Source organism: Flavobacterium branchiicola, from assembly GCF_018383905.1.
GTDB classification, from domain to species: Bacteria; Bacteroidota; Bacteroidia; order Flavobacteriales; family Flavobacteriaceae; genus Flavobacterium; species Flavobacterium branchiicola.
On record NZ_JAGYWA010000009.1, the window covers coordinates 60,325 to 80,849 of the forward strand.

Here is a 20,525-nt window from a genome sequence, read left to right on the forward strand (position 1 = left end):
CCGGACAAAAATGAAACAAATTTCTGAAAATGATATAGCAATAATAGGAATGTCAGGACGTTTTCCTAATGCGAAAAATCTGGAAGACTATTGGCAAAACCTTCAAAATGGAGTTAATAGTATACAAAAAGTAGCTCAGGAACAGATTACTGCATCTGGTATTGCTGCCCCTATTTTAAATCATAAATCTTTTGTAAACGCAAGTTCAAAACTTGAAGATGCAAAGTATTTTGATGCTGCTTTTTTTGGAATATCAAATAGCGAAGCGGCACTTATGGACCCGCAAATCAGATTGCTTTTGCAAACAAGCTGGCATGCTATTGAAGATGCCGGTTACGATATTTCACGTACAGATCTTACAATTGGTAATTTCTGCGGAATGTCTACCAATTCTTATTTGCTGAAGCTTTTGCATACCAATTCATATACAGATTTTGCAGATCCTCTTTTATACAGAATCTTAAACGAAAAAGATTTTCTGGCCACCTGGATTTCGCATAAGCTTAATTTAACAGGACCTGTAATGACGGTACAAACCGCCTGTTCAACCTCATTACTAGCTGTACATTTAGCTTGTCAGAGTTTATTAAACAGAGAATGTGACATGGCACTTGCCGGTGGAGCATCTTTTGATTCAAATGAAAATGTAGGTTACATACATACTCCGGAATCTATTTATTCAAAGGATGGAGTTTGTCGTCCTTTTGATAAAGAGGCAAGCGGAACAGTTAGCGGAGATGGAGTAGGAACTATCGTTTTAAAAAGAGCAATTGATGCCGTTAATGATAAAGATTACATCTATGCTATAATAAAAGGTACAGCAATTAACAATGATGGCGCAAACAAACAAAGTTACACATCACCTGGTATAAATTCTCAAAGAGATGTTATTCTTGAAGCTTCAGCAGTTGCAGATATTAGTCTGGAATCAATAGGTATGATTGAGGCGCATGGTACAGGTACTTTAATAGGAGATCCTATAGAAGTAGCTGCTCTTACAGAAGCCTTTAGAGAATATACAAATAAAGAACAATTTTGTGCTATTGGATCTGTGAAAGGAAATATAGGTCATCTTGACGCTGCGGCAGGTATAGCAGCAATTATTAAAGCTGCTTTATGTGTTAACAAAGGAATTTTGGTTCCAAGTATTAATTTTTCAGAACCAAATCCGGCATTAAAACTAGATTCTTCACCTTTTTATGTCAGCCAGAATTGTACATCATGGCCGGATAATTTTGAGGTGAGACGTGCAGGGGTAAGTTCTTTTGGAGTTGGAGGAACAAATGTTCACGTAATTGTGGAGGAATCACCAACAATAGAAGAAAAAGAAGTTGAGAAACGCCCTTATGTTGCTACCGTATCGTCTTTTAGCCAGCAAAATTTGAATATTCAGAAAAAACAGCTTGCAGATTATATCGATGCAAATCCTAACATAAATCTTGCAAATGTAGAGTATACAACAATCTACGGAAGAAAAGGAATGCCTTACAGGTTTAGTGTGGTTTATAATGAAAAAGAGGAGCTTATCAATCAGTTAAAAGGTATTCAGAAAGACATGTGTTATGAAGGATATAGTACTGGTATTTCTGAAAGTATATTTATGTTTCCAGGACAAGGAAGTCAATATGCAAACATGACCGCTGAATTGTATCATAAGACAGAGGCTTTTAAAAAAGATATGGATTTTTGTTTTGATTATCTTAAATCACTGTCGAATACCAATTTTAAAGAAATCATTTTTTCAGACAATACAACTTTACTTGATAGAACAGAAAATACACAAATCGCATTATTTATAGTAGAGTATTGTCTCGCTAAAGAGTTATTGAGAACAGGAATTAAACCCAATGCCATTATCGGACATAGTTTAGGAGAATATACTGCAGCTTGTATTGTTGGCTGCATTACAATAGAAGAGGCATTAAAACTCGTTTTTCATCGTGGCAGATTAATGGGAAACATGCCGGAAGGCGATATGATTTTGGTACGTTCTACTGAAGATGAATTAAAATCATTATTAATAGAATCAGTCTCTATATGTGCATACAATGCTGATGATAACATTGTAGTAGGCGGAAAAGCAGCCGATGTAGAACAGCAATCTAAAATATTAGCGTTAAACAATATAGAGTATAAAAAGCTAAAAGTTTCACATGCCTATCATACCAAAATGATGGAGAACGTGTTAGCAAGTTACGATGCGATATTATCCCAGATAAAGTTTAAAACTTTTGATGTAATGGTATTTTCTACTTATACAGGAGATGTAGTAGCACCTGAAGATTTTTGTTCGAAAGAATATTGGTTAAATCAAATTATTAATCCGGTTAAATTTTCGCATGCAGTAAAAAACGCGGTTTCTTATTTTGCTAATCCGGTTTTTATTGAGATTGGCCCCGGAAATGGTTTGTCTTCTTTTGTAAAATCGATTTTTAATTATGAGGTAAGCACCGTTAATTTACTTTCAAAATCATCCAGTACAGATAATTCCCTGACTAATTTTTATGAAGCAAAAGCCATTCTTTGTGCAAAAGGAGTAGTCTTTAATTTACCTGAAACCCATACGGGAAAAAGAGTTCCGTTAACAGGTTATGCTTTTTCAAAGAACAGATTTTGGAAACCAAAAGTAAATGTAAGCTTTAATGATTTTCAGGAAGTAAAAGAGGGTTATCATTCTAAAAGCGAAAAATATTCAAGCGATAGATTAAGAACTTCAATTGAAATTGAGCTTGCTGGTAACGAAGTTTCAGATGAGATATTAAAGAACTTAAATAATTTAAATACCCAATATATACAGGATATCAAAAAGCTTTTTTCGTCACAAGAAAAAGTTACAGATCGAGTTGAGGTGTTATTTAATGAGCTTTTATCAAACAGCGAAACATCAACTCAGGAAGAAATAATATTCAACCAAAAGAGAAATAGTAGTACGCTGTTTGTAGAACCGGAAACCGCTACCGAAAAAAGCATTGCTGAGTATTGGGGTAATGTTCTGGGGTATGCACCTGTAGGCATACAAGATAATTATTTTGAAGTAGGCGGAAATTCATTACTGGCTACAAAATTACTAAGCCAGTTATCTGATGAATTCGAAATCACTTTGTCTTTTAGGGATTTATCAGAATGTGCATCAATAAAAGAATTGGCAGCATTCATAGAATCAAAGAAAAGAACACTTGATTTAGTAGAGGTTATTGATATTGAGAGTGATATTAACAATAATTATATTGAAATATGAATATAGAATTATTATTGGCCGAGTTAAGGAGTAAGAATGTAAAACTTGCCATAAAAGACGATAAACTTATTTGTATTCTGCCTGATGCAGGTATTGATGACACTCTTTTGGGGTTACTAAAGGAGCATAAAGAAGAATTAAAAAGAACTATACAGGAAAAAACAAATTTCAAAAAATACCAAGCTATACCCAAATCTGTAGAAATGGGGAGTTATCCTTTATCACCATCTCAAAAAAGATTATGGATGTTAAGTCAGTTTGAGGGTGGTTCTCAGGCTTATAACATGTCGTATGCCATTAAATTGATAGGTGAGTTGCCAGTTGTAACTTTTGAGAAATCATTTAAACAACTTATAGAACACCATGAAGTTTTAAGAACGGTATTTAAAAATGATACTGAAACGGATGAGGTAAGACAGTTTATTATTCCAGTAAACGAAATTGAATTTAAGATTACACAAGCAGATTTTTCTGCTGAATCTGATTTCGATCAAAAGTTAGGGGAGTATATCAATTATAAAATTAATGAAGAATTCAATTTAGAAAAAGCACCTCTTGTTCGGGCATCATTAATTAAGATTGCAGATAATGAGCATATTTTTCTATTTGGAATGCATCATATTATAAGCGACGGATTATCTATGGAATTGTTAATTTCAGAGATTGTACAGCGTTATGATAATTTATTGCAAGGAAAAGACAACAGCACTATTGCACCTTTAAAATTTCAATATAAGGATTATGCAGTCTGGCTGAATGAAGAAATGCAAAAAGAGAAATATCTGAATGCAGAAAAATACTGGCTTAACAAATTTAAAGGCGAATTACCAATACTTAATTTGCCTGCTTTTAAAGCAAGACCAGCTATTCAGACTTTTAACGGTGATACGCTGGAACATACATTTTCTGAAGATTTTGCCAATAAATTAAAATCGTTTTCTGAAGATAATAAAGCAACTTTATTTATGACGTTTATGGCAGGTGTAAAAGCCTTGTTATACCGTTATTCAGGTCAGGATGATATTATAGTAGGAATACCAATTGCGGGAAGAGAACACCCTGATCTTGGAAACCAGATAGGATTATACATTAATACGCTGGTTATACGAACTCAGTTTAATGACAAAAACACGTTTGCAGAATTGCTGCAAATTGAAAAAGACAATCTAATTGCAGCCAATGAACATCAAATGTTCTCGTTTGATGAGTTGGTCAGAAAACTGAATGTTAAAAGAGATTTAAGCCGTTCGGCTTTGTTTGATGTATTGGTAAATTTTCAAAATCAATCTCAGAATAGTTTAAATATTCAGGAAGAAATTAACGGACTAAAATTAGAAAAATACGAGTATCAAAAAAAATCATCTCAGTTTGATATTAGTTTTAATTTCTCAGAATACAACAATCAGATTACATTAAATATAGAGTACAATACAGATATTTATGGGGCTTCATGGGCAACTAAAATAGTTACACATTTTGAAGCCCTTTTATTACAAGCTATTGCAAACAAAGAGAAATTGGTTGAACAAATTGACTTTTTGACTGATGAAGAAAAAAATCAGGTTTTAGTTCAATATAACAATACCAAAGTAGTTTATCCAAAAGATAAAACAGTTGTAGATTTATTTAGCAAACAAGTATTAGAAACGCCAAATAATATTGCCTTAAAAGATAGTTTTCAGTCTTATACCTATTCTGAACTAGATCGTTTATCCGGAAAAATTGCTAATTATCTGCGTTCTCTTCGTGGTGAAGAGGATAAATCTCCTATTGCAGTTTTAATGAACAGATCATCAGGAATGGTTGCCGTTTTATTAGGAATATTAAAATCAGGGCGACCTTATATTACGCTTGATCCTATATTTCCCGAAGAAAGATTAAACTACATTATAAACAATAGCGAGGTTAAAATTGTAATTAGTGCAGAAGAATACAGCCATATTGGTAAAGAAGTAGAAACAACTATAAAATCAGAAGATTTATTTGCTAAAATCACTGATTTTAAAGAAACGATTGCAGCAATTACGGTTCCGCAAGATACAGCTTATATCATTTATACATCAGGTTCTACAGGAAACCCGAAAGGAGTTGAAATTGGTCATCAGTCACTCGTCAATTTCCTGACAAGTATTCAGCAAAAACCGGGTATTGGCGTAAATGATATTTTATTTTCGGTGACAACTTATTCTTTTGATATTTCGATATTAGAATTTTTTGTTCCGATAATTTCAGGAGCAACTTTATATGTAGCCGAACAGGAAATTTTGGTAAACCCAGATTCTATAATTCAAAAAATAGAAGAAATAAAGCCTACCGTACTTCAGGCAACCCCAAGTTTTTATCAGATGTTGTTTAATGCTGACTGGCAAGGAAGTAAAGCTTTAAAAGTGCTGTGCGGAGGAGATTTACTAAACGAAGAATTAGCTAAAAAATTAGTTGCTGCCTGCTCTGAAGTATGGAATATGTACGGACCAACTGAAACAACGATTTGGTCGAGTTTAAAACAAATTGAATTTCCTAAAGATGCTTCAAACATTGGAAAACCTATAAACAACACACAATTTTATTTATTAGATAAATATCTAAAAACAAGCCCGCTAGGTTCTGTTGGAGGAATTTATATTGGTGGTGACGGTTTAGCAAAAGGATATTATAAAAATGAGATTTTAACGAAAGAAAAGTTCATCAAAAGTCCTTTTAGCGAAAGCGAATTTATATATGAAACAGGTGATTTAGGAAAATGGAATGAAAAAGGAGAGATTCAGTTTTTAGGCAGAAACGATAATCAGGTTAAAATAAGAGGCTATCGTATAGAACTTGGAGATATAGAAACAGCTCTTTCTCAATATTCAAAAGATCTAAAAGAGGTCGTGGTTGTGGCAAGGGAATTAAATGCAGAAAAAGCATTAGTGGTCTATTATGTCTCTGAAAATAATATAGAAAAAACAGCATTACGTACCTATCTGCAAGGAAAACTGCCGGAATATATGGTTCCGAATATTTATGTTGCTCTTGAAAGTCTGCCGTTAACACCAAATGGAAAAATAGATCGTAAAAGTTTACCAGGTATTGCTAATGAAGATATTACCAGAAAGGAATATGTTGCACCAACAAACGAAACAGAACAAATTGTAGCAGAGATCTGGCAAAGACTTTTAAATCTTGAAACAATAGGTAGTACAGACGATTTTTTTGAACTGGGAGGACATAGTATTTTATTGACCAGATTGTTGACTGAATATCAAAAAATATTTAGGATATCTGTAAACTTAAAAGCTCTCTATGTAAATACAAGTTTAAAAGATCATGCCGTTCTTATTAATGAATCAAAAAAAGAAAAAAGTGTTGCAGTAATAGAAATTGAAAAATTAGCAGATCAAAAACATTACGATTTATCTCCGTCTCAGGTTCGTTATTGGTTGCTATATAAAATTCAGGAAAAATCTCAGGAATTCAATATCTACAGTACACAACAATTACCAGCAGATTTAAATATTCAGGCTTTTGAAAAAGCATTTAATAAGCTTGTCGAGCGTCATGAAATCTTAAGAACCGTATTTACGGAAGATAGCGGTATTCCAAAACAAAAAGTATTGTCACATATTCCTGTAACAATTCCGGCTTTTACAAAAGATTCAGAAATCAGGAATGAGATATTTGATCACGAATTTGATCTGGAAGCCTATCCGCTTTTCAAAGTGGGTATTCTTGAAAACGAGGCATCACATACTTTATATTTTAATATACACCATATCATTAGCGATGGTTGGTCTATAGATGTTATTTCCAGAGATTTAATGCATATCTATAATGCCGTTATTGCAGAAGAAAATGCAAATTTACCAGAGCTGCCAATACAATATAAAGATTATGCAGCATGGCAAAACAATCAGTTGCAATCTTCGGGGGTAAGTAGTTATGAAACGTATTGGAAAGAAAAACTTTCAGGGTCATTACCCTATTTGCAATTGCCATCTGATTATGCCTCAAAAATAAAAACCAACTCGTCAACTTCTTCTTCCTACACCGTTTATCTTGATGCTGTACAGAAGAAAAAAATTGATAAACTATCAAAAGAAAGCAGCATTAGTAGTTTTGCGCTATTTGTTGCAACACTAAAAATCTTATTATTCAGACTTACTGCCGAAGAAGATATCATTATAGGGATTCCTGCAGCAAACAGAAATCATTACCAATTAAAAGACTTAGTAGGTTGTTTTATTAATACACTTGTTTTAAGAGACAGAATAAATGAAAATGATTCATTTTTAGTGTGGTTACAACAAGTAAATGAAACATTAATAAATGCCTTAGCAAATCAAAATTACCCGTTCGAAAAATTGTTGGAACTTATTAAAGTTACCAGCGAGGACAATCGTTTTCCGTTATGTCCGGTATTTATTAATATGCTGGATTTTGATTTAGAAAGCACTCAAACGATTACAGATTTTAATCCAATTCATAAAACATTAGAATCTTCTCCAAAATTTGATTTAGAATGTTACGTAAAAACTTTTTCAAACGGGTATGTGATCAATTGTGTTTACGATCATAATCTGTTTAAAAAAGAAACGATAGAATATTGGATAGAAGCTTATTTAAGCATTATTGATCAGGTTGTTGAAAATGAGCAAGATGCTGTAAATACGATAAGAATATTTGAAAATTATATCCCACAAGCAGAAGATTTAAAACCAGCCAATAGTTTTGACTATTTTGAAAGTATTGAGATTGAACAAAGTATAGCACAACGATTCGAAAAACAAGCACAACGATTTCCTGATCGCATAGCTGTATATGCCAATCAGGTGAGTCTTACTTATACCCAACTGAATAATAGTGCGAATTATTTAGCTACACAAATACAGGAAAAAACGAATCCTGAAACAAGACGTATTGCATTGCTTTTAAATCACAACGAAACTTGTGTTATAGGTATGCTTGGAGTTCTAAAAGCAGGATATACCTATGTGCCAATAGACGCTAATAGTCCGTTGAGCAGGATACAATATATAATGGAAGATTCAGGATGTAAACATCTTGTTTGTAATGCAACTACTATTGATGTAGCGCATCAATTAGTAAAAGATGTGCCGGAATTAGCTATTATTAAAATAGAAGATGATTATAATCTTCCTGAAATTGCAAATATTGAGCAGGTTATAAATTCAGATACAGAAGCTTATATATTATATACTTCCGGTTCAACAGGATTGCCAAAAGGTGTTATTCAAAGCCAAAGAAATGTACTTCATTTCATTAGAGTTTATACCAATAATATTCACATTGCAATTGACGACAATTTAAGTGTTTTCTCTACTTATACATTCGATGCTTCTGTAAAAGATATTTACGGAGCCATCCTGAACGGAGCTACAGTTAGTATCTATGATATAGTTGAGAATGGTTTAGAGACACTTCCGCAATGGTTGCTGGATCAAAACATTTCGGTAATACATATGGTGCCAACGATTTACAGAAATTTTCTGAAAGGTCTGGCAAAGAATGAGATTCTGCCTAACATAAGATTAATTGATCTTGGAGGAGAATCATGTCATAAAACTGATTTTGATCTATTTCAGGAACACTTTGCCGAAGGTGCATTTTTAGTAAATGATTATGGACCAACAGAATCTACTATTGTTGCTCAAAAATTCTTAAACCATAAGTCTCAGTTAACGAGAAATAATGTGCCTTTGGGTAAAGCCGTAGTCGACACAGAAATTTTTCTTTTAGATGAAAACAACAATCGAAAAGGCGTTTATCAAACAGGAGAAATTGTTTTCAGGAGCGATTATCTTTCGCTAGGATATTTAAATAGAGAAGAACTGACCAGTAAAGCTTTTGTAAGTGGTTTTGAATCACAAAATAAAAGAATATATAAATCAGGTGATGTTGGAAAAATGCTTCCTACAGGAGAAATTGAATTTCTTCAGCGTAAAGATTCTCAGGTAAAACTAAATGGTTTAAGAATCGAATTATCTGAAATCGAGTATCAGCTGGAACAAATTGGTTCTATAAAAAAAGCTGTAGTACTAGTTAAGGAAGTACAGGATATCAGCTATATTACAGCATACATAAAAGTCAATGAAAATCAGGAAATTAATGAGGTAAAAGTACTTTTGGGAGCAATATTGCCCAAATATATGATCCCGTCAATTTATCTTGTCCTGGAAGAATTTCCTTTAACAAGAACAGGAAAAATAGATCGAAATGCATTACCAAACCCAGTGCTTTCTGATTTAAGAAAAGTAGTATACGTTGCACCTAAAAATGAACTCGAAAACCAACTTGTTACAATCTGGGCAGAAACCCTAAACTTAAATTTTGAAGCAGTTGGAACCGAAAATAGTTTCTTTGAATTAGGCGGACATAGTTTAGTAGTGTCTCAGGTTATCAACAGGATACACAAACAATTAAACAAGCAAATCACATTCAGGGAATTTTTCTCGAACCCGACGATTCAGTTATTATCAGCAAAACTGAAAGAGGATAATTTTGTAACCATTCCAAATGCTCCTTTTCAGGAAAGTTATGCCTTATCGGCTTCTCAAAAAAGATTATGGATATTAAGTCAGTTCGAAGGTGGTTCGCAAGCCTACAACATGTCTTATGCAGTAAAGCTAAAAGGAGACTTAGATTCAGTTCTGTTTCATAAAGCTTTCAGAGCTCTAATAGATCGTCACGAAGTTTTAAGAACACTGTTTAAATACGATATAAAAACGGAAGAGGTACGCCAATTTATTTTGCCAGTTGACGAAATAAACCCGGAATTTGATACCATTCAATTAAAATCAGGCTCAGCATTAGAAAACGAAATCGAAATTGATGATTATTTTCAAACCAGATGTAATGAGGCATTTAATTTGGAAAAAGCGCCTCTTTTAAGAAGTGGTATCATTGAAATAAAAGATCAGGAACATATTTTGTTTTTATCCATACATCACATTATTAGCGACGGTTGGTCTATGGAACTAATTGTAAAAGAGATTGTTCTGATTTACAATTCTCTAATTCAGGGGGAAGATATAAATCTACCGGAATTAAAAATTCAATATAAGGATTACGCAGCCTGGTTAAATAGTGAAGTAGAAAAAGAAAAATATAAAGTTTCAGAACAGTACTGGTTAGAACAATTCTCAGGAACCATTCCGGTATTAGAGCTGCCTGCATTTAGGAATCGTCCGTTGGTTAAAACCTATAACGGAGATTATGCCAGCCATAGTTTTTCATCAGATTTATTAAAAAAACTACATGCTTTTTCCAGTAAACACGATGTCACATTATTTATGACTTTACTAACAGGTATTAATGTCTTGTTAAGTAAATACAGTGGTCAGGATGATATTATTATCGGGACGCCGGTTGCAGGAAGAGATCATGCTGATTTAGAGAATCAAATTGGGATTTACCTGAATACACTGGCTTTGAGAACTACTATCAATTCAGATGATGATGTATTAGAACTATTGGATTTTGAGAAAAAAATGATCCTTTCAGCCTACGAAAATCAAAATTATCCTTTTGATGAAATGGTAGAAAAACTGGAATTAAAGCGTGATACAAGCAGATCAGCGTTATTTGATGTAATGATCGTTTTGCAAAGCCAGTCTAAATTATCCGGTTTTAATAATGATAATCAGGGATTGACCAATATAGAAGTAGAAAGATATAATCTTAAACGCGAAGTTTCAAAATTTGATTTAACATTTGAGTTTGTAGAAGAAAGTAATCTTTTACTAAGAATTAACTACAATACAGACCTCTACGATAGTTCATTTATAGACCGATTGATTCAGCATTTTGAAATAATTATTTCAAAAATAATTGATGCACCTAAAGAAAAAATTAAAAATATAGATTATCTGCCAGCTGCGGAAAAAGCTAAGGTTTTATTTGATTTTAATGCAACCAAAGTTGATTATTCAAAAGAAGAGACTATTGTTACATTATTTGAAGATCAGGTTAAAAAAACACCAGATGATATTGCGTTAGTATTTGATGAAGTTAGATTGACTTATGCTCAGTTTAATGCAAAGGCAAACCAATTTGCAAGCTATTTAAAAAGAAAATACAATGTGCAAGCTCACGATAAAGTTGGTATAAAACAAGACAGAAGCGAAACATTAGTATTATCCATATTAGCGGTTTTAAAGTCAGGCGGAGCTTATGTTCCGATAGATTCTGCATATCCGCAGGAAAGAATTGATTTTATAGAAAAAGACAGTAATTGTAAAGTAATCATTGATGCTGCCGAATGGAATAATTTTGTTCTGGAATCAGAGAACTATGCGGTTGGCAATTTAGATCAAAAAGCAGCTCCTGAAAATTCAGCTTATGTAATTTATACTTCGGGTTCTACAGGAAATCCAAAAGGAGTTGATATTGCTCATGCATCGCTGGCGAATTACCTTCTTTGGGGAAGAGACTACTATTCAGCAAACGGATCACGAAGTCTGGATTTTGGTTTATTTACATCGCTTTCTTTTGATTTAACGGTTACCAGTTTGTTTTTACCAATAATAAGCGGAGGAACTTTAACAGTTTTTGAAACTACAGGTGATATTTCAAAACTGCTTACAGCTTATTTAAGCAGTGATATAACCAGCATAAAACTAACACCTGCACACATTAGTATTTTAGAGAGTCTGGATTTATCAGCAACAGCTGTAGAATTGGCTGTAGTAGGAGGAGAAGCATTATTGGAAAACCAGGTAAAAATTCTTAAAAACCTAAATCCAAATATCCGAATCATCAACGAATACGGGCCTACAGAAGCTACCGTAGGATGTATTGTTTATGATATTAAAGATGCTCAGGAAACAGTTTTGATAGGTAAACCAATTGCTAATACACAAATTTATATTTTGGATGAATCCCATAATCCATCTGCAATAGGTGTTACAGGAGAGCTATATATTGCCGGTAACGGATTAGCGCGAGGTTATATCAATCGTCCTGAATTAATGGCTGAAAAATTCATAACCAATCCTTTTAATAAAGAGGTTTTAATGTATAAAACCGGCGATTTGGGAAGATGGTTGCCTAATGGAAATATTGATTATACAGGACGTATAGACGATCAGGTAAAAATTCGAGGATATAGAATAGAATTGGGCGAATTAGAAAACCGTCTTTCAAAGATTGCAGGAATCAGCCATTCTGTTGTAGCAGTAAAAGATGATAAAAAGGAAAAATATCTGGTAGCTTATTATGTAGCTGAAACCATATTAGATAAAATCTTGATTCAGAAAGAATTGAGTGAAGTGTTGCCAGATTATATGCTTCCGGGATATTACATTCAATTGCAGGCAATTCCACTGACAACAAACGGAAAAGTCGATAAAAAAGCATTGCCGGATACAACAACCGGAGATCTTATTCGTAAAGAATATATTGCTGCCAGAAATAGTACAGAACAACAAGTTACAGAAATTTGGCAGGATGTTTTAAAAATAAATAAAATAGGTATTAAAGATAATTTCTTTGAACTGGGAGGTCATAGTTTAACACTTATAAAGGTGGTGAACCAACTAAACAGACAATTATCAAAAAATATCAGTATTACTGAATTTTTCCAGACTCCAACAATTGAAGGAATTGCCCGTAAACTGGAAGGATTTACGTACCAGGCAATTGAAAATGTGCCGGATTCAGATCATTATCCGTTAACGGCGTCTCAGTTAAGATTTTGGATATTGAGTCAGTTTGCACAGGCTTCGTTGGCTTATAATATACCGGCTACGGTTTTGTTTAAGGGGGATTTAGACATTCAAAAACTGGAACAATCTTTTCAAGTATTAATAGCACGTCATGAAATTTTGCGAACTTTTTTTAGAAGTAATGATAAAGGCGATGTTCATCAGTACATCGTGCCAGCAGCTTCTTTAGAATTTTCTATTACAAGAGAAGATTTTAGTTCCTTAAGCGATTCTGAGCAAGCAGTAAAAGCCTATTTGCATCATAAGAATTCTGAAGCATTTGATTTAGAAAAAGCACCACTTTTAAGAAGTGCTATTATTAAAACAAACAAAAAAGAACATGTTTTCTATTTATCCATGCATCATATAATAAGTGATGGCTGGTCGATGGAATTAATGATAAAAGAGATTGTGGTGATCTATAATTCTTTGGTACAGGATAAAAATATAGAATTACCAGAGTTAAAAATTCAATACAAAGATTATGCAGCCTGGTTAAATAATGGAGTACAAAAAGAGAAATACAAAGTATCTGAGCAGTATTGGTTACAGCAACTTTCAGGAACAATTCCGGTATTAGAGTTACCTGTATTTAAAAACCGCCCATTAATAAAAACCTATAATGGTAATGATATCACGTATACTTTTCCTAAGGATGTATTCAAAAAATTAAAGGTTTTTTCTAATAAGTATGATGCAACCTTATTTATGACCTTAGTAACCAGCATCAATGCTTTATTGAGCAGATACAGTGGTCAGGATGATATTATAATTGGTACACCGGTTGCAGGAAGAGATCATGTTGATCTTGAAAATCAGATAGGACTTTACCTGAACACATTGGTTTTAAGAACAAGTATTCATAAAGATTCAAGTGTATTAGAATTACTTGAATTCGAAAAGAAAATGATTTTGGCTGCTTATGAAAATCAGAATTATCCATTTGATGAACTGGTTGAAAAATTACAGTTAAAAAGAGATACAAGCAGATCGGCATTGTTTGATGTTATGGTAGTTTTACAAAACCAGTCTAGTGCCGCAAATTCAAAAAGTGATGACCTTGAACTTGCCAATTTAGAGGTAGAAAACTACACATTAAAAAGAGATATTTCAAAATTTGATTTAACATTTGAATTCAGAGAAGAAGAGAGCTTATCCCTAAGAATTAACTACAATACAGATATTTATGATCAGGGATTTATAGAGCGATTAATTCAGCATCTTGAAATAATAGTTGCAACAATGATTGATTCTCCGGAAGAAAAAATACAGCACATTAATTACTTAACAGCCGGTGAAAAAAATCAAATCGAATTAGACTACAATGCTGCTATAGTAGAAAATCCAAAAGGAAAAAGTATTGTTGATTTATTTGAAGAACAGGTTAAAAATACACCTGATGAAACAGCATTAGTATTTGATGAGGTAAAATTAACATATAAACAGCTTAATGAAGAGGCAAATCAATTCGGGGCTTATTTAACAGATAAATTCAATGCACAACCGGAAGATCTTTTTGGAATTAAATTAGACCGAAGCGAAAAACTAATAATCATATTGTTAGGGGTATTAAAATCCGGAGCAGCTTACTTACCGCTAGATTCAGGTTACCCACAGGAAAGGCTTGATTATATTGAGAAAGACAGTAATTGTAAAGCAGTTATTACTGAAAAGGAATGGAAAGAGTTTTATTCAGAATCAAAAAACTATCCGCTTGATAATTTACAAAGAAATGCTTCTTTAAACCATACGGCATATGTAATCTATACGTCAGGATCAACAGGAAACCCAAAAGGTGTGGTAATTGAACATGCCGGAATTGTAAATACGATTTTATCTCAAATTGATATTTTTGGTATTAAGGAGTGCAAAAACAGTTTACAATTTGCCTCATTTTCTTTTGATGCTTCTGTTTCTGAGATTTTTATTACGCTATTATCCGGAAATACACTTTTTGTTTTAAACGAAGAAACACGCAAAGATGTAAAATTGCTGGAAAAATACATCGTAGAGAATAAAATCGAAATTGCTACAATTCCGCCGGCACTTTTTAAATTAATAGAAGTAAACAAGCTAAAGGATTTAAAAGTACTTGTAACTGCCGGCGAAGCTGCAGTTTATGAAAAAGTAGTCGAGTATTTAAATCACGGTACTTTCTTTAATGCATACGGTCCAACAGAAACCAGTATTTGCGCCACCATTTTTAAAATTGAAAAAGGAACGAAGTTAAGTTTTACTAGCATTCCTATAGGTAAACCAATTGCAAATACACAGGTTTATGTTTTAAACGAATCATTATCCCCATGTCCGGTTGGAGTTTCAGGAGAACTATTTGTTTCAGGATACGGTTTGGCACGCGGATATCTGTACAATCAGATGATGACAGATCAGAAGTTTTTACCAAATCCGTTCAGGGCAGGAGAATTGATGTACAGAACGGGAGATTTAGTTCGAAAATTGCCAAATGGTGACATCGATTATTTAGGAAGAATCGACGATCAGGTAAAAATTCGAGGCTATAGAATTGAATTAGGAGAAATTGAAAGTTTGTTGTCGGGTTATTCAGAAGATATCGTACAAGGTGCCGTAGAAGCAGTACTAATAGAAGGCGAGAAAACACTGGTGGCCTATTATGTTGCTCAAAATAATATCGATAAATCAGATCTTAAAGATTATTTATCAAAAAGATTACCAGACTACATGGTACCAAGTTTTTATGTAGCATTAGATAAAATCCTCTTAACTCCAAATGGCAAAACAGATCGTAAAGCCTTACCAAGCGTTACGAGCCAGGATATTATACATAAAAAATATGTTGCTCCGAGAAATGAACTCGAAGAACAGCTTATAAAAATAATTGCGTCACTCATCAACATTGATGAAAGTGAAGTTGGAATTAATGATAATTTCTTTGACTTAGGAATTAACTCTTTAAAGCTTGTCAGAATACAGGATATCATAAAATCTCAATTAGGATTTGAGATTAATATTTCGATGCTGTTTGAGTTTACCAACATAAAAAATTTAGCAGATAAAATATACGGGTTAGAAAACAATACCCAGATCCAGCCGGAGATTCAACAAGAAAACATACTAGAGCAATTTGACGAATTTTTAGAAGAATTAATAGACAAAAATTATGAATAGAGAATCATTAAAAAGAGACATCGCAATTGTAGGTATCTCATGTAAATTTCCAAAATCAAATGACTCAAAAGAATTTTGGGAAAATTTAATTGAAGCAAACGAGATGGTTCAATTTTATACTGATGAGGAAATAAAAGAGCTCGGAATTGATAAGAAAATTGTAGAAGATGCCAATTTTATTAAAAGAAAATCGGCAATAGAAAACTCTAATAGCTTTGACTATCCATTTTTTGGCTATACAAAGGATGAAGCAAATTTAATGGATCCTCAAATCAGAATCCTGCACGAACAAGTATGGCTTGCAATAGAAGACGCGGGATATGATGTCTTTAATTACAACGATAAGATAGGAATGTATCTTACTGCCGAAGATAATTTTAACTGGATTGCTCATAGTTTAATAACCGAGAATAAAAATATCGATCCTTATTTTTTGTCTCTAATCAGCAATAAAAATTTCATTAGCAGTCTGATTTCTTATAAATTAAATTTAAGAGGCCCAAGTATGGCTGTAGATACAGCTTGTTCCAGCTCGCTTGTTACGACACATTTGGCATGCAGAAGTTTATTATTAAGAGAATGTTCCATGGCTATTGCAGGCGGTGTGAACTTAAAAACCAATAACATACCCGGATATTATTTTAGAGAAGGAATGATAAACTCAAAAGATGGCTATTGCAAACCATTTGACAGTGATTCATCTGGAACTACAAGAGCTGAAGGTGCCGGGGTTGTAGTACTAAAAAGACTGGAAGATGCTATAAATGACAGAGATAATATCTATGCAGTTATTCGTGCATCGGCAGTAAATAATGACGGAAATTTAAAAGTAGGATATACTGCCCCAAGTATAAAAGGTCAGGTAGAATGTATTACTTCTGCACATAAAATGGCAAAAACACCTTACAACACAATCTCTTATGTAGAGTGCCATGGTACAGGAACAAAACTAGGTGACCCGGTTGAGATCGATGCTTTAAATCAGGCTTTTAACAATGACAAATCGCATAAGTGTTCAGTTGGTTCACTTAAAGCCAATATTGGACATCTTGGTAATTCTGCCGGAATAGGGGGATTGATAAAAACAACTTTATCATTAAAACATAAAGCAATACCTCCATTAAAATATTTCACCAATCCAAACCCTGAAATCAATTTTAGCGGAGGACCATTTTATGCCAGTTCAAAAAAAGAAAAATGGGAATCAACAGATCCAGCTGTGCCTTTAAGAGCCGGATTAAGCAGTTTTGGAATTGGGGGTACAAATGCCCATATGATTATCGAGGAATATCAGGACGAAACAGATTCAACTAATTCAAGACCTTTTCAGTTAATTACTTATTCGGCTAAAAACGAAAAAGCGGTAAACCGATACAGAACCAAAATTGAAAGTTTCCTTAAAGATGAAAAATCACAATTAAGTGACTTTTCATATACCATGAACACAGGTCGATCTGAGTTTGGATATAGAAATTATATCGTAGAAAAAGACAGTGAAGAAGAAGTGCGTACTCAGGGAATTCACGTAACAAACGTTAGTGAGAAACAGCAGTTAGTTTTTATGTTTCCCGGGCAGGGCAGTCAATATTTCAGAATGGGGAAAGGGCTGTATAAACATGAAGCTGAATTTAAGTCCACAATGGATCTTGGATTTAAAATACTTTTTGATCTTACAGGAAAACAATACGCAGAAATTATAGGTTATAAAACCTGTTCAGATGTAGATCCTAACCTGATACATGAAACGATTAATACACAGCCCGTTTTATTTTTAATAGAATATGCTTTGGCTTCAATGCTAATCAAATGGGGTGTTAAGCCGGAAAACATGATTGGTCATAGTTTAGGCGAATACGTTGCAGCATGTATTGCAGGAGTATTTTCTCTTGAAGATGCTTTGTATTTAATTGTAAACAGAGCACAATTAATGTACAGCATCGAAAAAGGAAGCATGATTGCTATTGATTCACCAATAGAAAACATCAAAGATTTATTAAATGATACCCTTTCGATTGCAGCAATCAATTCAAAAACAACTTGTGTTATTTCAGGAACCATTGAAGATGTTGCGTTATTTGGCGAGCTTTTAACCGAAAAAGAAATATCATTTTCTAAGTTAAAAACGTCACATGCATTTCATTCTGCTATGATGGATTCAATGCTAGAAGAGTATAAGGAGAAGTTCAGTAACGTTAAATTATCAAATCCTGCATTACCTTTTGTTTCAAACTTAACCGGTAAACAAATTAAGAATGATGAAGCGACTTCGCCTGTATATTGGGTCAATCATTTAAGACAAACTGTAAATTTTAATGATGGAATTGATTTAATTCTTCAAAAAGGAAATAGTATTCTGGTTGAAGTTGGTCCGGGAACTACACTTTTGTCTTTGAGTAAACAAAATAGTAATTATTCTAAGAAAAATACTGCTATTGAAACACTTAGACGTTTTAACGAGGAAGCAGATGATAATTTAAAATTTACCAATGCTATTGGAAATCTTTGGAGTCAGGGAATAAAAATAAACTGGGCAGAATATTATGCTCACGAAAAAAGAAAAAAAATCTCTGTACCAACCTATAGCTTTGATACTTACAAACTTGATTTTAAAGTGGACCCTTTTAGCAAAATGGGACATAATACAACTTCGTCTTTTGAGGAATGGTTTTATGTACCAAACTGGAAAAAGTCAATTTTGAAAAAAGAGAACCAAAATGCCGTGCAAAATAATACATTCCTTATTTTTTCTGATGAAAATATACTGGTTACGAACTTAATAAAGGCATTGCGTAACGACGGATATAAAGTACTGGAAATTAAAAAAGGTTCTTCTTTTGAAATTATAAATGAAAACGAATTAAAAATTAATCCTTTTAATGAAGAAGATTACAAATCGATATTCAAAAATCTGGAACAAAATAATTTACAAGTAAACCAGATTGTTTTCAACTGGGATTTTAATGAAATAAGTCAGGAAAATTTATTATCTGTATTCTCTATCATTAATAATCTGGCCAAAAGAGTACAGGATTATTTACCGGAAACCAAAAAGAAAATAACTGTATTAAATAGTTTAAACCATCAAATCATTGGCGATGAAATCATCAATGTAACGATGGCAGCTTCTATGAAACAATTACATGTTTTTTCTCAGGAGAATGCAAATATATTTAGCAATAGTATAGATGTTGACCAAGCTAACGGTGATACGCAACTTGTTTCTAAAATTACAGAAGAACTTTTATACAACTATTCAGATACTACGGTAGCCTACAGAGGTAAAAACAGATGGTTGGAATTTTATGAAAGAATCAGCTATAATCCTGAAAACAAACAGCTAAAAGAAAATAAAACCTTTTTAATAACCGGAGGTTTAGGTTCAGTAGGTAAAACTATTGCAACTCATTTAGCCGATAATTACAATGCGACAGTTATTCTTATTGGCCGCAAAAATGTTCCATCAGAATCTTTATGGGAAAACATTCTGGCAGATTCAAATGCAGATTCGAATACCATTGGACTAATCAGGACATTACAGGACTTAAAACAAAATAACAGGCAAATTCATTACTATCAATCTGATATTTCAAGTCTGAGCCAGCTGAATCACGTTGTACAAAAGATCGAAACAGATTATGGAGATATTTCGGGAGTATTTCATACAGCAGGAAATATAGACCCATCTACTTTTAAACCTGTCGAAAAGCTGAGCGAAGAAATTGCCCTAAATCAGTTTTTGCCAAAGGTACAAGGTACAATCAATATACAGAACGTATTCAAAACCAGAAACCTGGATTTTGTATGGATCACGTCAAGTTTAGCTTCCATCTTAGGAGGACTTACATACGGAGCGTACGCAGTATCAAATGCATTTATTGATGCTTTTGTTAAGAGCCAGATAAGCGAGCAAAACAACTGGTATAGTGTCAATTTAGATGGTATAGGCGAGAATCGTATCAATCACAAGAATTTGATCGAAATAGTCGAAAAAACATTGCGTACAGAATCCTATCCTCAGGTTGTAGTATCATTAAAAGATCCTAATTTATTTGAGTTAACTAAAGAAACGATTACCGAAGTTTCAGAAGCAACAGAAGATTCTTTCCTGGAACGTAATGAACTTGGAGTAGAATATCTGGCTCCGTCTAATGAAATCGAGTCGCAGTTATGTGCATTATTTCAGTCATTTTTAGGTTACAAGGAAATAGGTGTACTGGATAACTTTTTTGATTTGGGAGCAGATTCGCTAAAAGCGATGACCTTAATGAAACGTATGAATAAAGTGTTTGCCATTGAGTTGAATATCCTGGACATATTCACGAATCCTACAGTTAAAAAACTAGCTGAAAAAATAGAGCTAGACATCATGATGACTACCATGCAGGAAAAAGCCAAAGGACAAAATTCTATTATTATATAAATGTTGAAAAACCAAAAGT

Annotated in this window: 3 protein-coding genes; all 3 read left to right on the forward strand. The window is 33.2% G+C overall.

Features of this window, described 5'->3' with window-relative positions:
• The first annotated feature begins 10 nt into the window (after window positions 1–10).
• Genes KHA98_RS20375 through KHA98_RS20385 form a run of 3 tightly spaced genes read left to right on the forward strand, consistent with a single transcriptional unit; the run spans window position 11 to window position 20,506 of the window.
• Complete coding sequence (locus tag KHA98_RS20375) at window positions 11–3,238, forward strand: type I polyketide synthase (protein ID WP_213259830.1); 3,228 nt, start codon at window positions 11–13, stop codon at window positions 3,236–3,238.
• Entirely contained in the window at window positions 3,235–16,086 is a 12,852-nt protein-coding gene (locus KHA98_RS20380; protein ID WP_213259832.1) for a non-ribosomal peptide synthetase, read from the forward strand. The genes KHA98_RS20375 and KHA98_RS20380 overlap by 4 nt, the downstream gene beginning before the upstream one ends.
• Window positions 16,079–20,506, forward strand: a complete 4,428-nt coding sequence (locus KHA98_RS20385) for a type I polyketide synthase (protein ID WP_213259834.1) — start codon at window positions 16,079–16,081, stop codon at window positions 20,504–20,506. Before KHA98_RS20380 ends, KHA98_RS20385 begins: the two co-directional genes overlap by 8 nt.
• The last annotated feature ends 19 nt before the right edge of the window (window positions 20,507–20,525 follow it).